Source organism: Tabrizicola sp., from assembly GCF_051645465.1.
In the GTDB taxonomy this organism is placed as follows: Bacteria; Pseudomonadota; Alphaproteobacteria; order Rhodobacterales; family Rhodobacteraceae; genus Tabrizicola.
The window spans coordinates 15,717-29,739 of sequence record NZ_JBOFBI010000318.1; the positions used below are offsets into that span (position 1 = coordinate 15,717).

General features: G+C 65.2%; 15 protein-coding genes. 6 read left to right on the forward strand and 9 right to left on the reverse strand.

Annotation, left to right across the window (positions count from 1 at the left end):
• Window positions 1-70: 70 nt before the first annotated feature.
• From ACRCSW_RS20430 to ACRCSW_RS20440, 3 genes are all read left to right on the forward strand, one after another.
• Complete coding sequence (locus tag ACRCSW_RS20430; RefSeq protein WP_438707494.1) at window positions 71-877, forward strand: trypsin-like serine peptidase; 807 nt, start codon at window positions 71-73, stop codon at window positions 875-877.
• The gene (locus ACRCSW_RS20435) at window positions 874-1,713 is read left to right on the forward strand and encodes a trypsin-like serine peptidase (protein ID WP_438707495.1); all 840 of its coding nucleotides are present in this window, start codon (window positions 874-876) and stop codon (window positions 1,711-1,713) included. The genes ACRCSW_RS20430 and ACRCSW_RS20435 overlap by 4 nt, the downstream gene beginning before the upstream one ends.
• 120 nt (window positions 1,714-1,833) lie before the next feature.
• A complete protein-coding gene (locus tag ACRCSW_RS20440; RefSeq protein WP_438707496.1) occupies window positions 1,834-2,304 on the forward strand; it encodes an Hsp20 family protein in 471 nt (156 codons plus the stop codon).
• Between the two features lie 48 nt (window positions 2,305-2,352).
• Here ACRCSW_RS20440 and ACRCSW_RS20445 read toward each other — a convergent pair whose 3' ends face one another.
• Complete coding sequence (locus ACRCSW_RS20445; protein WP_438707497.1) at window positions 2,353-2,949, reverse strand: pyridoxamine 5'-phosphate oxidase family protein; 597 nt, start codon at window positions 2,947-2,949, stop codon at window positions 2,353-2,355.
• Between the two features lie 11 nt (window positions 2,950-2,960).
• The gene (locus tag ACRCSW_RS20450) at window positions 2,961-3,542 is read right to left on the reverse strand and encodes a TetR/AcrR family transcriptional regulator (protein WP_438707498.1); all 582 of its coding nucleotides are present in this window, start codon (window positions 3,540-3,542) and stop codon (window positions 2,961-2,963) included.
• Between the two features lie 117 nt (window positions 3,543-3,659).
• On the opposite strand from ACRCSW_RS20450, the gene ACRCSW_RS20455 reads away from it, so the two are divergent.
• Window positions 3,660-4,037, forward strand: a complete 378-nt coding sequence (locus ACRCSW_RS20455; RefSeq protein ID WP_438707499.1) for a hypothetical protein — start codon at window positions 3,660-3,662, stop codon at window positions 4,035-4,037.
• Between the two features lie 40 nt (window positions 4,038-4,077).
• Here ACRCSW_RS20455 and ACRCSW_RS20460 read toward each other — a convergent pair whose 3' ends face one another.
• Both ACRCSW_RS20460 and ACRCSW_RS20465 read right to left on the reverse strand, forming a co-directional pair.
• Complete coding sequence (locus ACRCSW_RS20460) at window positions 4,078-6,345, reverse strand: YfbK domain-containing protein (RefSeq protein WP_438707500.1); 2,268 nt, start codon at window positions 6,343-6,345, stop codon at window positions 4,078-4,080.
• A complete protein-coding gene (locus tag ACRCSW_RS20465) occupies window positions 6,342-6,878 on the reverse strand; it encodes an RNA polymerase sigma factor (RefSeq protein ID WP_438707508.1) in 537 nt (178 codons plus the stop codon). The genes ACRCSW_RS20460 and ACRCSW_RS20465 overlap by 4 nt, the downstream gene beginning before the upstream one ends.
• Before the next feature lie 142 nt (window positions 6,879-7,020).
• On the opposite strand from ACRCSW_RS20465, the gene ACRCSW_RS20470 reads away from it, so the two are divergent.
• Window positions 7,021-8,958 carry a DUF3857 domain-containing transglutaminase family protein gene (locus ACRCSW_RS20470; RefSeq protein ID WP_438707501.1) on the forward strand — a complete coding sequence of 646 codons (1,938 nt, stop codon included), beginning with the start codon at window positions 7,021-7,023 and terminating at the stop codon, window positions 8,956-8,958.
• Between the two features lie 54 nt (window positions 8,959-9,012).
• Here the strand turns inward: ACRCSW_RS20470 and ACRCSW_RS20475 are convergent, their stop codons facing one another.
• The 4 genes from ACRCSW_RS20475 to ACRCSW_RS20490 all read right to left on the reverse strand — a co-directional run bounded on the left by ACRCSW_RS20475 (window position 9,013) and on the right by ACRCSW_RS20490 (window position 12,759).
• Window positions 9,013-9,477, reverse strand: coding sequence for a peptidoglycan-binding domain-containing protein (locus tag ACRCSW_RS20475; RefSeq protein WP_438707502.1), 465 nt, complete (start codon window positions 9,475-9,477; stop codon window positions 9,013-9,015).
• Window positions 9,478-9,974: 497 nt separating this feature from the next.
• Complete coding sequence (locus ACRCSW_RS20480; RefSeq protein ID WP_438707503.1) at window positions 9,975-10,712, reverse strand: M15 family metallopeptidase; 738 nt, start codon at window positions 10,710-10,712, stop codon at window positions 9,975-9,977.
• Entirely contained in the window at window positions 10,709-12,346 is a 1,638-nt protein-coding gene (locus ACRCSW_RS20485) for a caspase family protein (protein WP_438707504.1), read from the reverse strand. The genes ACRCSW_RS20480 and ACRCSW_RS20485 overlap by 4 nt, the downstream gene beginning before the upstream one ends.
• Before the next feature lie 86 nt (window positions 12,347-12,432).
• Window positions 12,433-12,759: a winged helix-turn-helix transcriptional regulator gene (locus tag ACRCSW_RS20490; RefSeq protein ID WP_438707505.1), complete on the reverse strand. Its 327-nt coding sequence runs from the start codon at window positions 12,757-12,759 to the stop codon at window positions 12,433-12,435.
• Between the two features lie 91 nt (window positions 12,760-12,850).
• On the opposite strand from ACRCSW_RS20490, the gene ACRCSW_RS20495 reads away from it, so the two are divergent.
• Window positions 12,851-13,567, forward strand: a complete 717-nt coding sequence (locus ACRCSW_RS20495; RefSeq protein ID WP_438707506.1) for an SDR family NAD(P)-dependent oxidoreductase — start codon at window positions 12,851-12,853, stop codon at window positions 13,565-13,567.
• Between the two features lie 3 nt (window positions 13,568-13,570).
• On the opposite strand, the gene ACRCSW_RS20500 is transcribed toward ACRCSW_RS20495, so the two are convergent.
• Window positions 13,571-14,023: cupin domain-containing protein (locus tag ACRCSW_RS20500; RefSeq protein WP_438707507.1), on the reverse strand; the 453-nt coding region annotated here is incomplete at its 5' end.

Consider the following 14,023-nt stretch of genomic DNA (forward strand, 5'->3'; position numbering starts at 1 on the left):
TCTTGCGCAACCGGCCCTAAATCCGCCAAACTCGATCTGTAATGCTGCAGCCAAGCGGACGGGAGGTCCCATGCGTCGTCTGATCCTTGGCTGCATGGCTTTGTGCATGACCTTTCCGGGCGTGGCCCTGGCGGAAGATACCGCCATGATCAAGCTTGAGACCGCCGATGATTCCCGCGGCTGGGATGCCGTGGGCAAGCTGGTTCTGGGCGAGCGGGGGTTCTGCACCGGCGCCCTGATCGGGCCCCAGCTGGTGCTGACGGCCGCGCATTGCCTTTATGACAAGACGACGGGCGTGCAGATGCGCCCCGAAGACATCACCTTTCAGGCAGGGTTCCGGAATGGCAGGGCGGTGGCCTACCGCACCGTCAGCCGGGCCGTGGCGCATCCGGACTACCGTTACAGCGCCGAGAAGCTGGACCGGGTGATTGCGGACATCGCACTTCTGGAGCTCAGCCAGCCGATCCGTCTGCCCTCGCTTGAGCCGTTCGAGACCGGGGAGGCTCCGGTTGAAGGGGATCAGGTCGGCGTTGTCTCTTACGCGCAGTACCGCGAAGAAGCGCCTTCGATCCAGCAATCCTGCGAGGTTCTGGATGGTCGGCGGGATACCCTGATCCTGACCTGCAGCGTCGATTTCGGGTCGTCCGGCGCGCCGGTGTTCTCGATCGAGGATGGCGTTGCGCGGGTCGTCTCGGTGATTTCGGCCAAGGCCGAGATTGACGGGCAGAAGGTGTCGCTGGCGGTGCCGCTGGCCGAACCTTTGGCAGCGCTTCTGGCGGCGTTGGAGGAAAACAAGCTTGGCTCGGCTGCAGGGTCGACCGGCGTCAGGGTCCTGTCGGGTGGCAATGGCAACGGGGCGAAGTTTGTCAAGCCATGAGAGCGCTGGTTGCATGTCTTGTGCTGCTTGCGGGCGCGGCGGCGGGCCAGGAAAACTCGGGCCTCGATGAGCTGACGACGCGCGAGGACCTGCGCGGATGGGAGCCGGTGGGCCGGGTCGATATCGAGGGTGGCGGGTTCTGCACCGGGGCGCTGATTGCGGCCGATCTGGTGCTGACGGCGGGGCATTGCGTGGTCGAGCGTGACGGTGCTCCGATCGACGCGGGGCGGATGACGTTCCGGGCCGGGTTCTCCTATGGCACGTCGATTGCTGAATCGGCGGTCGAGCGGACGATCGTGGACGCCGAGTACCGGAACGTCGATCCGGCCCCTTTCGACGTGATCCAGCGGGACGTGGCGCTCTTGCAGCTTGCCGAGCCGATCCCAAGTGCCGTGATCTCGCCCTTCGTGGTCGCAAGTCCAGGAAACGGCGACGAGGTGAGCGTCGTCTCTTATGCCGCGGGGCGGGAAGAGGCGCTCTCCTGGCAGCGGGTCTGTCAGGTGCTGCAGCGGCAGGATGGGCTGTTGGCGGTCGATTGCGATGTGACCTTCGGCTCTTCGGGCGCGCCGGTGCTGGACCGCTCGGGCTACCGCCCCAGGATCGTCTCGATCATTTCGGCTGGTGGCGAGTATGAAGGCGGGACCGTCGCCTTCGGGATGGAGCTGCCCGCGATCGTCGAAAAGCTGAAGGCGGCGCTGCGGCGCGGAGAGGCGACGAGCATCGCCACGGCCGAGGTCGAAGCCGAAGATCCCGGCAGCGGGATGCCGGGGGCACCCGGCAAGCGGATCGTCATTGGCGGCAGCAACGGCTCGGGCGCAAAGTTCGTCAAGCCGTGACGGGCTTGAAAGCCGGGATTTGCATTCCTACCTGAAGCGCATCCGGGTGCCATGACGGGCCCGGGCAACCCGCCTTGCCCCAACGGGGAAGGCTTCTGACATCGCTTCCAGGAGGATGATATGCGCAGCTATGACTTCGCCCCCCTTTACCGTGCCACCGTTGGTTTCGACCGGATCGCCGATCTGATGGATCGCGTCCTTTCCAGCGACGTGGCACAGCCGACCTACCCCCCTTACAACATCGAAAAGACCGCTGAGGACGCCTATCGCATCTCGATCGCGGTTGCCGGGTTCACGCCTGACGAGCTGACCGTCGAGGTCCGCGACGGCAATCTCTTCGTTGCCGCCCGCAAGACCGCTGAGGAAACCGAGCGCAGCTATCTCCACCGCGGCATCGCCACCCGCGCCTTTGAACGCCGCTTTGCGCTTGCCGATCACGTCCGCGTGGCCGGTGCGGTGCATGAGCACGGGATGCTCCACGTCGATCTTGTGCGTGAGACGCCCGAGGCCCTGAAGCCCCGCCGGATCGAGATCGCCCGTTCGGGCCAGGCGACGCCGGTGCTTGAGGCGAAGGCCGAAACGGTCAACTGACCTTCGGTCTTGGCAGATGAAAAGGGCGCGCCGATGGGCGCGCCCTTTTCATTTGGCGGCCAATTCGGCCTCAAGTTCAGCGATGCGGGTCTGCAGCCGAGTAAGCGCCGGGGTGATGTCGGCGGTGGTAAAGCGCGGCACGATGTACTGCGGGCAGTTCCAGTCGAACGCTTCGATGTCGATCAGTATCAGCCGTTCGGCGCGGGCGCGCAGCTTGTCGTCGGGCAAGGCGGCCACGACCTCAGGGGCGGCCGAAAGAAGTGCCGGGCGGAGGTGGCCGAGAAGCTTGAGGCGCGCCCGGTTCACGTAATCCATGAAGAAAAGGCTGGCTTTCGGGTTTTCGGCAAGGTTGCCAAGGCTGATGTACTGCCGGTTGCCGCGATACTCGACGAAGGCGAGGGTACCGGGGTCGAGCACGTGGACAAAGCCCGGCGGGCCGCCGCGATGCTGAAGATACGGCCAGCCGTCCGCACCGTTGGTTGACATATAAAAGCTGTCGCGGGCGCTGATGAAGGCAGCTTCGTTTTCGGTCAGGCGGTCGGGGATTCCAGTGGGCGATCTCTCTGGGTAGCCGTTGCTGCCTTGTGCCGCCTGTGCGGCGCGGACGGTCGGGCTGAACATGAGTTCCTGATAGCGTTGGGTCATCGCGGGCCCCGTCAGGCCATGGTCGGGGTTTGGCCCAGGACTTCGGCGGGCAGGCCGGTAAGAAAAGCACGGAACGGGGCGGTGTTGCCGGTGCCGCGCGAGAGGACGAGCGAGCCCTGCAGGAGCATGACCGCCCGTTCGCCGCGCTGGCGGGCGGCGTCTGGGCTGGCGCCCGCCTCGGCCGCAAGGCCCGCGAAGGCGGTGATCAAGGCCTCGAAAGCGGCGCGGATGGCGGAGGCGAAGGGGCCGTTTTCGATGCGGGGCGAGGACAGCATGTTCAGAAGGCAGGCCCGCGCGCCGCCGTGGTAGAAGCCGTCGAGGTTGGTGGCGACGAGGGTCAGCCTGTCGGCGGGATTGCCGGGGCCAGAAAGCGGGGCGAGGATATGGTGTTGAAGCCAGGCATCGGTGGTGGCCAGCACCTCTTCGGCCATCTGCTTCTTCCCGCCGGGAAAGCGGTGGTAGAGGCTCGCTTTCTGCAGCCCCGTCGCCTCGGCCAAAAGCGACAGCGAGGCGCCTTCGTAGCCGACATCGCTGAACACGCGGGCGAGGTGGGCGAGTAGGTCATCCTCTGTGATAAGCCGGGGGCGGGACATGCTCTCTCTATCCTGTTACCGAACGATCGGTAAAATAAGTTTGACTTGATGATCCGGCGACGTCAATACGGAATTACCGAATGATCGGTAAAATTCGATCTCGAATTGGAGAACAACATGTCGAAGACGGCGGTGGTGGTGATGTCGGACCCTGAGACAAAAGGGGACGAGGCTTTGGGGCGCCTTTTCAACGCGCTTATCCTGACACAAGAGCTGAAGGCGGCAGACGAAGAGGTGGAGCTGGTGTTCCAGGGCGCCGGGACGCGCTGGCCGGCGCGGATCGTCGAGCCCGATCATCCGGCGCATGGCCTGTATCTGGCGGTGCAGGATCGGGTGGTGGGTGTCTCGCGCGGCTGCGCCATGGTCTTCGGGGCGGCAGAGCAGGCAGAGCGGGCCGGGTTCACGCTGGTCAGGAATGCCGACATTCCGGGAACGGATGGTGTGCTGGACCTGTCGCGTTATGTACGGGAAGGCTTTGGCGTCGTGACCTTTTGAACGACTGCCCCCCGGCCTTTGCGACCGGGGGGCGTAGTTGTCACTTGTCCAGGCTTTCCGCCAGCCGCATCAGGTTCACCGCCTCGACGCGGTAGCCGTAGGGGTCGTCGCCCCGCGCCGAGAGCGCGAGTTCGATAGCCTGATCCCAGCCCCAGTCGCCCAGGTAGGTCGAACCCTGCAGCAGCTGTCCGAAGCCCGCCATGGCAGCGGCGAAGCGGGTTTCGGTGGTGGCCTCTTCGCGGCCGGTGATGGGCGTCTCGACCAGAGTCGAGGTCTCGGCGCCCGGTGCCTTCCAGCGCAGGCGGAGGAAGCCGAGCTCTCCGGCAGTGCCTTCCGCTGTGGCGGTACCGTAGCGGAGCGGGTCGTTCAGAAGGGCATCCGAGCCGGGTGCGGTGACCTCATAGATCGCGGTGACTTGCGTGCCCGCGCCGATTTCGCCCGCGTCCACCGCGTCGTTGTTGAAATCCTCACGGCGAAGGGCGCGGGTCTCGTAGCCGATCAACCGGTATTCGGCGACGGTGGCGGGGTTCCATTCGACCTGGATCTTCACATCGTCGGCGATAGGGAACAGCGCTCCGGTCAGCTGGTCCACCAGCACCTTGCGGGCCTCGCTGAGGGTGTCGATGTAGGCCGCCGTCCCGTTGCCGTTCTGCGCCAGCGACTGCATGATCGCATCGTCCAGATTGCCGCGCCCGAAGCCGAGGACCGACAGGTAGGTCCCGGTTTCCCGCTTCTTCGCGACATAGGCTTCCAGCCCCTCCGGGTCGCTGACGCCGACGTTGAAGTCGCCGTCGGTGGCCAGAAGGATACGGCTGACCGCCCCGTCGCGAGCCATGCCTTCGGCGACCTGATAGGCGAGCTCCAGCCCTTCGGCCCCCGCCGTAGAGCCACCGGCAGCGAGGTTGTCCAAGGCGGCCAGAATCGCAGCGCGGTCCCCGGCTTTGGTGGGCGCAAGCACCTGACCGGCGGACCCGGCGTAGGTGACGATGGCGATCTGGTCCTCGAGGCGAAGCTCGGAGAGCATGAGGGAGAGCGACTGCTTCAGAAGCGGCAGCTTGTTCGGGTCCTCCATGGACCCCGAGGTGTCGATCAGGAACACAAGGTTCAGCGGCGGGCGGGCATCGACCTCGGGCAATGCGCCCTGGATGCCGATGGTCACAAGCCGCGTGCCGGGGTTCCAGGGGGTGGGCATCACGGAAACGGTCGACGAGAAGGCTTCCTCGGCGGTCGGGGCTTTGTAGGCGTAGGGGAAGTAGTTGATCATCTCCTCGATCCGGACCTGATCGGGAGTGGGCACATACCCCCCGGTCAGCGAGGACCGGATGACGGCGTAAGACGCGGTGTCGACGTCGATCGAGAAGGTCGAGACGGGCTCCTCGGCGGTGACCTTGACCGGGTTCACGGGCTCGTTGGCATATTCCTCGGTGTTTTCGATGGGTTGAGCCAGGCTAGGTTCGGGTACAGGCGCGGCCTCATTGGCAGCGACGTAACCCAAGGCGCCGCTCTCCGGTGCGGCGTCGGCCCGCAGGCGCAGCTCAGTGTCGGCCAGGGCGTCGGATGGGGCCGGTGCGGCGAGGGCTTCCTCGGTGGGTTTGGTGCGGGTGAGGTTGTCCAAAGGAGCTCCAGTTTCGGCGAGAGGCTCTGCTTCGGGAGCTGGTTCTGCTACCGCCGCCGACGAAGCATCCGCTTCGGCAGTGCCGGCAGTTTCGGCGGGGGTGTCGCCAAACTCCGCCTCGGGCTCGGACGCCTCGGCGATCACTGTTTCCCCGGTTGTGGTTTCGGCCGCAGCAACAGACGAGTCCGTGTTCGCGGTGACTGTGCCGCCCAGTTCGGCGGGGGCTTCGGTGGCTGCCGCGTCAACCTCGGGGGCCGGAACGACAGGTTCGACCTCAGGCGATGCGGTCGTGACGGCGGTGTCGCCTTCGGGCATAGCAACCGTGGTGTCCACAGCTGGGGTTTCTCCGGCGGTCGGGCCCCCGGTCATGGCGGGATCGGTCGTTGGGCCTGCCGGTCCTCCAAGCCTCAGATCGGTGATAGGAAGAATCACGGCCACGCCGATCAGCAACGCGGCGGCAGAGGTGGTCATGGCAAGGGCGGGGCGGGAGGTCAGGAACTTCAGCATGCGACGAACTCCGTTCAGGGGGGCCGCCTCATCCGGGCGGTCCTGACTTGAACGGGCGGCATCCGTAGATCCTTGGAGCCGGTCGAAATTTTCCATCGCAAGCCGCATGGCCCGGTCTTTCGCCTCGCCATCGGGCGCCGGTGCGGCCTTCAGCGCCTTGCGGAGGTCGTCGAGTTCGTCGGTCATTTCGCCTCCTCCTTTGCTTTGGCACGCAGCCGTTTCTTCACTTCGCTCATCCGCCAGGCGATGGTGCCTTCGGAGACCCCGAGGACCAAACCCGCTTCGGCCTGGGTCATCTCTTCGCCCAGGACCAGCGCCACGGTGTCGCGCAGTTCTGGCGGAAGCGCTGTCATCGCCTGGGCAAGCCAGTCGCGCGCCTCGGCCTCGGTCGCGATCTCGTCCTGGCGGGCCAGTTCCCAATCGCCCCAGCCAAGTGCGGCGCGGGACCGGGTGGCCTGGCGGCGGCGAAGATCGTGGGCCGCATTCACCACGACGCGGTAAAGCCAGGTGGTGAACCGTGCCTCACCCCGCCAGTTCCGCAGCTTGGAGGGCAGGGCAGCGCAGATGTCCTGCGTCAGGTCTTCGGCCTCGGCCTTGGCGCCCGTCAGCCGCCAGGCAAGCCCGTGAATGCGATCATAGTGCCGTCCGACCAATGTGGCAAAGGCCGCCCGGTCGCCCTGGGCAGCGGCAGTTGCAAGCATCTCATCCGGCGTGTCCATCAGCATCACGATATCTGTGACGCACGGGGCAGGGCAATCCTTGGGCAGCGGGTCATGAAATCCTTTTGAGGTCAGGATTGGCCGCTTGCGGCCCCCCTCTCGAGATGGGTAGCCTGACCGAAATCTAAACCTCCGGATTCCCATGCGCCTGCTTTCCTTTGTCGTGCCGATTTTTCTTGCCACGGTCTCTTCGCTGGCGGCGCAGACCATGGAGATCACCGACGAACCAGATTGGGTGGAGATTCTGCCCATCCCGCCAGACGACCCGAAACTGCGTGTCGAGGTGGAAGACGGGCAGTACTTTCTTCTGAGCGACCATCAGCTGCGATGGCAGGGCGACGAGAAGCAGTCCTATGCCCGCGTGGTGACCGAGGTGACCGATCGTGCCGGGCTGGAAGAGATGGCGACGATCCAGCTCGACTTCGATCCGGAATACGAGAAGACAAGCCTGGTGCGGCTGGTGATCCTGCGGGACGGGCAAGAGATCGATCTGAAGGGCAAGGTGGACGTGCAGGTCTATCGCCGCGAGACCCGGCTGGAAGAGGGGATCATCGACGGGACCCTCACTGCGGTGGTGCAGGTTCCGGACCTGCGGGTCGGTGATGTGCTGGATCAGGCGACGATCCTGACCCGGCGGTCGATGATGGCGGCGGGCGAGCGCGCGGGCTCGTCCTGGCTTGAATGGGGCACACCGGTGGTCTTGTCGCGCGCGGTGCTGACCTGGCCTGAAACGATGCCGCTGGAGCTTTTGCCCCTTCCGGACAGGGTCGCGCACAGTGTTACCAGGCTGGACGGCGGGCTTCTGCGCCACGAATGGCGGCGCGAGAGCCACATTCCGCCGCTGTGGGAAGACGAGGTGCCCTATGAGGTGATCGAGGACGCCCTCGTGCGCTTTTCGGACACGCGGGATTGGACGCCGATCGCGACGGCACTCGCGCCGCACTACACGCAAGACTACCCATTGACGCCCGAATGGGAGGCGCGGGTCGAGAAGATCGCCAAGGAGCATGCAACGCCGGACGCGCGGGCCTTCGCCGCCCTGCGCCTGGTGCAGGAAGAGCTGCGCTATGTCTCGCTCAGCGTCGGGGCGGGGGGATATTTCGCGCGGACCCCTGAAGACGTGATCACGACGGGCTTTGGCGATTGCAAGGACAAGTCGCTGCTTTTGCGGGTGATCCTGTCGCGACTGGGGATCGAGGCTGCTGTGGCCCTGACCGATCTCGACGCGGGCTATGGCCTGCCGGAAGAGTTGCCGATGCTGGGGGTTTTTGACCACATGGTTCTGCGGGCGACCCTTGAAGGCAAGGCGGTATGGATGGACCCCACGGGCTCGCACGAAGGCGGCGGCCTGGAGACGGCGGTCGAACTCGACTATGGCTATGCGCTAGCGTTGACCGGCGAGGGCCCTGCTGCGCTGGAGCGGATGGAGGTTACCGCCGAGGGCGTATGGGCTCAGGATGTCCGCGAAGAGTTCCGCTTCACCATGTTCGGGGTGTTTCTGAACGTCGAGACCCTGCACCGTGCCGGAGCAGCCAACGCGACGCGGGCGCGCTGGGCAACCGAACCGGTGTCGCAGATCTCGCGCGGCTATCTTGGCTACTACCAGGACCTTTATCCCGGACTGATCGAGGTACGCCCGCCCGAGAAGTTCGATGACCGCGAGAGGAACGAGGTGCGGGTGGTCGAGCACTACTTCCTGCCGCTCAACGCCCTTGATCGCAACGATCTGCGTGAGGATTTCACCTTTACGACCGAAGACTTCATGGACAACTACCCCGAGCGGCTGCAGGCCCCGCGGCGGTTGCCGCTGCTGGTGGCGGGGCCATGGGTCAAGACGCATGTGATCGAGGTCGTGGGCGGGCCTATCGACTTCATTCCGCCCGAGGATCTCGTGATCAGCAACCCGGCCTTCGATTTCAGCCTTGATGGCGAGGCGACCGACGGCGGGAACATGGTGCTGAGCTGGAGCTACCGGCCCAAGGTCCGCTCGGTCCCGGCGGATCAGGTGGAGGCGGTGCTGGATGATGTCCGTGATGCCCGGGAAGCGACCTGGTACAGCTGGAACCTCACCCCGGACTAAGATCCCCGACCCGGGGCGAACCGGGTCGGGGGCTGCGGCGGCCTTATCGCAGACTCAGAAGATCAGGCCGTCGTAGATCGCGTAAGCGCCGGAGGTCGATTTCAGGTTCCCGGTGGCGCCTTCGTCCTGGGCGTAGGCGACGATGGCGTTGTAGGTGCCGGGGCCGAAGGCGCCGTCGATACCGCCACGGTAGTAGCCCCAGGCGCGAAGGTTGCGCTGGATCGCCTTGCGCTCGGCCAGCGAGTAGTTGTTGAAGGCGCGGGCCGCCGGGGTGCGGTAGATCGAGGTCGTGTGGCGGGGCGGGTCGACGTACACCACCTGTGGTGCGCGGCGGGCTTCCCGGACCTTGCGGTTCTGCTTCAGGATTTCGTCGATGATGACGGCGGTGGCGACGCCGGCGACGAAGCCTTGTTCCTTGTCACCCCAAGCCAGTGCGGGGGCGGCGGGGACGGAGGCGATCGAGGCGGCAGTCAGCGCGGCGATAAGGTTTTTCTTTGCGGTCATGACAGGGAGCAGCATGTCGTTTCCTTTCGTGGCTTTCCCGATGCGTCGGGTCGATGCCATGAGATTGGGCATCCCGGCCGCGCTAGGCAAAAGCGGCGGGGTGTTAGGGGAAAACGTGGGGGTGTTATCGGATAGCGCCTTGTTTTTCAAAGGCTTGCGCGGGTCGCGGCGACGGCTGCACAGCTTCGGGACGCAAGGTCCTGCGCGTGACAACCAGGGCTTTCACATCGCGTGGGCCGGGAGTTTAGGGGTGCCGGGGAGTTACGGGCGCGCCGGGCGGTCGGGTTGAGGAAGAGTGAACGGGATTTGTGCGGGAGGGGTTGATGGGGGCCGCAAGGGGCTCCAAGCCCTTGAGAACGCTGTGTTAATCTTGGAGCTTTCCGGCAGGCCAATGATGTTGGTTTCATCTTGTTTCCGTCTCGCCCCGCGTCTCGGGTTTAGGGCCTTAACCCTATTCCGCGAATCGTTTGCGAAGAGGGCGTTGATGGGGGAACGGTGCGCTGTAGCGCAGCCTATGGGGCGCTGGTGACCGGGAAGTCCTGGGGCGTATCGGCGGGGTCTGCGGCGAAGCGGAAGTGCCACCACTCGGCGTCGTAGCCCGTGAACCCGGCCCCCTCCATGGCCTCCCGCAGTCGCGAGCGGTTCTGCTGTGCTTCCACAGAGACAGCGGCGGAGACGGCGGAGAGGGCCGAGAAGCAGTCGAAGGCTGTGCCCATGTCCAGGGTCGAGTCCATCGGGCGTTCGTTGAGGGTGCCATCGCAGCGCTGGCCCGCGACCAGATCGGGGTAGAGCATCGGATCGGTAAGCCGCCGCAGCCCGACATCGACCGCCACGCCCAGCGAATGCGACGAGCGCCTGGCGATGTAACCGCCGGGGACCAACTCGGTGCGATCGAGGTCGGGCAGGAAGATGTCATCCGCCAGTTCCCGGCCTTCGCTGTCGGCCCAGTCCATGAAATGGCGGACGGCCTGCGTCGGGCGGTAGCAGTCGAAAAGGATCAGGCCGTAGCCTTCGGCATTCAGCTTGGCTTCCGCCTGGATCAAGGCGCGGGCAGTCGGTTCGCTAAGGATGCATTCCGCCGCCGCATAGCCCGGAACAGGGGCGCCAGTGAAGTTGAAGGCGCGGGCATAGCGGATGTCGCTGGCGATGTCGGGTGCCAGATCCGAGAGCCGGACGAAACCTGCGGGAAGCGGATCGGCCAGGGCGGGGCAGGGGGTCAGCGCAAGGGCCAGAAGCCCGAGGCGCCTCATTCCCTCTCGATCCCGCCGCTGGAGACCCAGCCGCGCTGACCTTCGTGTTCGATCATGCACCAGTCCTTCTTGCCCTCCCCCGTTTCCGGGGGAAGGCAGATCTTGACCTCGAGGCCCCCGGTGCCTTCGGGCAGCCGGAACAGGACGGGAAACGTCGTTCCCCGCCCGTCGCGGACATTCATGTAGCCTTCCGAAACCCCCTTCTTGATCCGCCAGGTCTCGGGCACCAGAGTTGCTGGGTCGATGTCCTTGAAGGCATCCGCCATGTCGATGGCCGATTGGGCAAGCCCCTCGCAGCCCGCATGTTCTTTGGCGAAAGCAAGCAGGTCTTCGACTTTGTAGGGATATTCCAGCTTCACCATGGCCTGTCCGGCATAGAAGCAGGGATCGTCGACCAGCGTATCGGGGATATCCGCCGCTGCGATGTGGAACGGGTCGTCCTCTGGCGCGGGCACGGTCGAAGCTGAGTCATCCTCAGCGCGGTCGAGCGGGATGTCGTCCAAAGCACCGGGCTGATTGGCGAGTCGAAGGGCGCCGGCAAGGTCTTTTGCCGACTCTGCGATCGGGCAACCGGCATGTTTCTGGGAGAACTCCATCAGATCGCTGATTTCGTACGGTGTTTGCAGTTCATTGTATTCGAGCGACGCCTGGATGCAGGGGTCGTTCTCGAGGTCTTTCAAACGTTTCATGCCATCGGCAAGTGCAGTGTCTTCTGCTGGAACCTCGGGAATAGAGGCGTCATCCCCCTTCTTCGGCGGGGCGACCCCGAGTTTGTCCTGCGTGGCGATCTGGGTTGACGGGCCTGGGTCGTCGATCGGCTTTGCCCCCCGGACCGGCGCGGCCGACACCAGATAGAAGTCATCCGTCAACTCGTCATAGTAGGCCGGGCGCTGCTTGTGGTTGATCGTCGCGGCCATCGTCTCGACCTCGCGGCGGATAGCGCGGGCGATTTCCTGGAAGGGCCTGTCCCCGTCCTGCATGAGCCGCAAGAGCGCACGGGTGAAGACGGAGTTCGGGTCGCCATCCTGCGCGCCCATCCCATCCAGCGCCGCCTGGCCCGCGCCGGCGGAAAAGAGGATGAACGTCCCCTCGGGGGCGGCAACCGGGGCGAGGCCACGCTCGCTTCCCACCGAACGGGTGTCGGCTTTGGGGAAAGGATTGTCGCGGCAGGCGTCGAGGATCAGAAGGGTGATCCGGGCGCCGCGGCTTTGGATCGTCTCCAGCACCTGATCCACCGCAAGGCTTTCGGCGGTGAGGAAGGCCTCTTCCTCGGGCCCCGCCGCAGGCGCATCGACCGGGATCAGATAGTTCCGGCCCGAGATTTCCACCCCATGCCCGGCGAAGTAGAAGATGACCTCGGCGCCCGGTTCGATCCGTTGGGCGATGTCCGACAGGGCCTTGGACAGGGTCCGCCGATCGGCGTCTTCGATCAGCGTCGCGTCGTAGCCAAGCTCTTGCAGCAGACCCGACACCGCCCTTGCGTCATTGCGGGCCTTCTGCAACTGGGGCAGGTTTTCGTAGCTGTCATTGCCGATGACCAGCGCAAGCCGTTCTTCGGCCAGCGCGACGGTTGCAAAAAGCGCCACGACCAGCGCGGTGGCAGAAGCGATAAAGGCGGAGCGAAAGGCTAGCATCAATACCTTCCCGACCAGCATCAAAAGTTCTGGCGGACGGTATCATGTGTCGGTCTGTCGTCACAAGTCAGGTTTACGCCAGCCGGTCAGTCCGGCAAAACTGCCCTGCCCGCATCGATATGGGCCTGGCCCCAGTTGCCGATGGCCAGCAGGATCGGGCCGAGGGTCTGCCCATAGGGGGTCAGCGCATAGTCCACCCGTGGCGGGATGGTATGGTGGTCGTGGCGGCTGACGACGCCGACCTGGACCAGTTCTTTCAGCTGGCGGATGAGCACGCGTTCAGAGATCCACGGCATCTCACGCAAGAGCTGCGACAGGCGCATCGGGCCTTTCTGCAGGCGGAAGAGGATCCCGGCCTTCCATTTGCCGCCGACGATGCCGATGGCGGTCTGGACGGGGCAGGGGGTGGGCATTGCGCACCTCATACTGACAAAAAGGGCAGTACTGGACTAGTTGGCAGTATATGTGACACCTTTTGGCAAGGCAATCAGGAAAGGGATCAGGATGGCACGGATCGCTCTGGTGACGGGGGTGGGCAAGGAGACGGGGCTAGGCTTCGCGGTCGCGGCGGAGCTTGCGCGGCGGGGTGACCGGGTGTGGATCGCGGCGCGGACTTTGGCTCAGGCAGAGGCGATGGTGCAGGCTGTCGGGGGCGATACCGTGCCGGTGGCTTTGGACCTGTCGGACCGCTCCGCTGTCGCCGACTTGGCTGGGCGGGTGCAGAAGGACGAAGGGCGGCTGGACGTGTTGATCAACAACGCCGCAGCCGTGGCGCCCTGGGGCGAGACGGCGGCGGGGGCTGATCTGGAGGTTGCGCGGGGGGTCATGGACGTGACGCTCTTCGGGACCTGGGCGATGTGCGAGGCATTTCTGCCGCTTCTGCGGGTGGCGCCGGCGGGGCGGCTGGTCAATGTCTCAAGCGGGGCGGGGTCGCATGGCGATCAGGCCTTCGGGCTGACGACGGCGAACGGGATGGGGACGAGCTATGCGGTCGCCAAGGCCGCGCTGAACGCGCTGACGGCGAAGCTGGCGCGGGAAGAGGCGTCAGCCGTGAAGATCAACGCGGTCTGCCCCGGCTTCACGGCGACCTTTCCCGGCGGGTCGGAGATGGGTGCGCGTCCAGTGGCGGAAGGGGCGGCGAGCATCCTCTGGGCCGCCGATCTGCCGAATGACGGGCCGACCGGCGGGTTCTTCAGGGATGGGAAGCCGCTGCCCTGGTAGGCGTTACTTGGCCACGAAGTCGAAGTGCTTGCGGACGTTCTCTTCGATCTTCCAGGTGCCCTTGAAGTCCTTCTCGACCACGAAGGCATCGCCCGCCTTCACCGTGACCGGGGTGCCGCCATCGGGGGTGATCACGATACGCCCCGCGATCAGGACCACGTATTCGTAGGCCGTGTAGGTCGCGTGGTAGCTGCCGACAGTGCATTCCCAGATGCCCGAGATCATCTCGCCGTCCTTCGACGTATGGAGGACCCACGTCTTCATCGACGGGCTGCCTTCGGTGACGACCCAGCCGTCCAGATCGCCGGTCGCGGGTTCGATGCCTTCGGTGGAGGGAAGCTTGGTGATCGATTGCATGGAATGGCCCTTTCGCGAATGAGAGACGCCCAGAGCTTGCATGGCTCCGGGCGTCCTGTCATGGCAATGCGCGACGGGGGCGGGGCTGATCCCGACCCT

Bases quoted from the DNA above. Each gene is read 5' to 3' on its own strand.
- ACRCSW_RS20465 (WP_438707508.1), bottom strand. From the start codon at position 6,878: ATGGACACGCCGGATGAGATGCTTGCAACTGCCGCTGCCCAGGGCGAC.
- ACRCSW_RS20445 (WP_438707497.1), bottom strand. From the start codon at position 2,949: ATGACCCAACGCTATCAGGAACTCATGTTCAGCCCGACCGTCCGCGCC.
- ACRCSW_RS20470 (WP_438707501.1), top strand. From the start codon at position 7,021: ATGCGCCTGCTTTCCTTTGTCGTGCCGATTTTTCTTGCCACGGTCTCT.
- ACRCSW_RS20475 (WP_438707502.1), bottom strand. From the start codon at position 9,477: ATGCTGCTCCCTGTCATGACCGCAAAGAAAAACCTTATCGCCGCGCTG.
- ACRCSW_RS20430 (WP_438707494.1), top strand. From the start codon at position 71: ATGCGTCGTCTGATCCTTGGCTGCATGGCTTTGTGCATGACCTTTCCG.
- ACRCSW_RS20450 (WP_438707498.1), bottom strand. From the start codon at position 3,542: ATGTCCCGCCCCCGGCTTATCACAGAGGATGACCTACTCGCCCACCTC.
- ACRCSW_RS20440 (WP_438707496.1), top strand. From the start codon at position 1,834: ATGCGCAGCTATGACTTCGCCCCCCTTTACCGTGCCACCGTTGGTTTC.
- ACRCSW_RS20490 (WP_438707505.1), bottom strand. From the start codon at position 12,759: ATGCCCACCCCCTGCCCCGTCCAGACCGCCATCGGCATCGTCGGCGGC.
- ACRCSW_RS20460 (WP_438707500.1), bottom strand. From the start codon at position 6,345: ATGACCGACGAACTCGACGACCTCCGCAAGGCGCTGAAGGCCGCACCG.
- ACRCSW_RS20495 (WP_438707506.1), top strand. From the start codon at position 12,851: ATGGCACGGATCGCTCTGGTGACGGGGGTGGGCAAGGAGACGGGGCTA.
- ACRCSW_RS20485 (WP_438707504.1), bottom strand. From the start codon at position 12,346: ATGCTAGCCTTTCGCTCCGCCTTTATCGCTTCTGCCACCGCGCTGGTC.
- ACRCSW_RS20455 (WP_438707499.1), top strand. From the start codon at position 3,660: ATGTCGAAGACGGCGGTGGTGGTGATGTCGGACCCTGAGACAAAAGGG.
- ACRCSW_RS20435 (WP_438707495.1), top strand. From the start codon at position 874: ATGAGAGCGCTGGTTGCATGTCTTGTGCTGCTTGCGGGCGCGGCGGCG.
- ACRCSW_RS20480 (WP_438707503.1), bottom strand. From the start codon at position 10,712: ATGAGGCGCCTCGGGCTTCTGGCCCTTGCGCTGACCCCCTGCCCCGCC.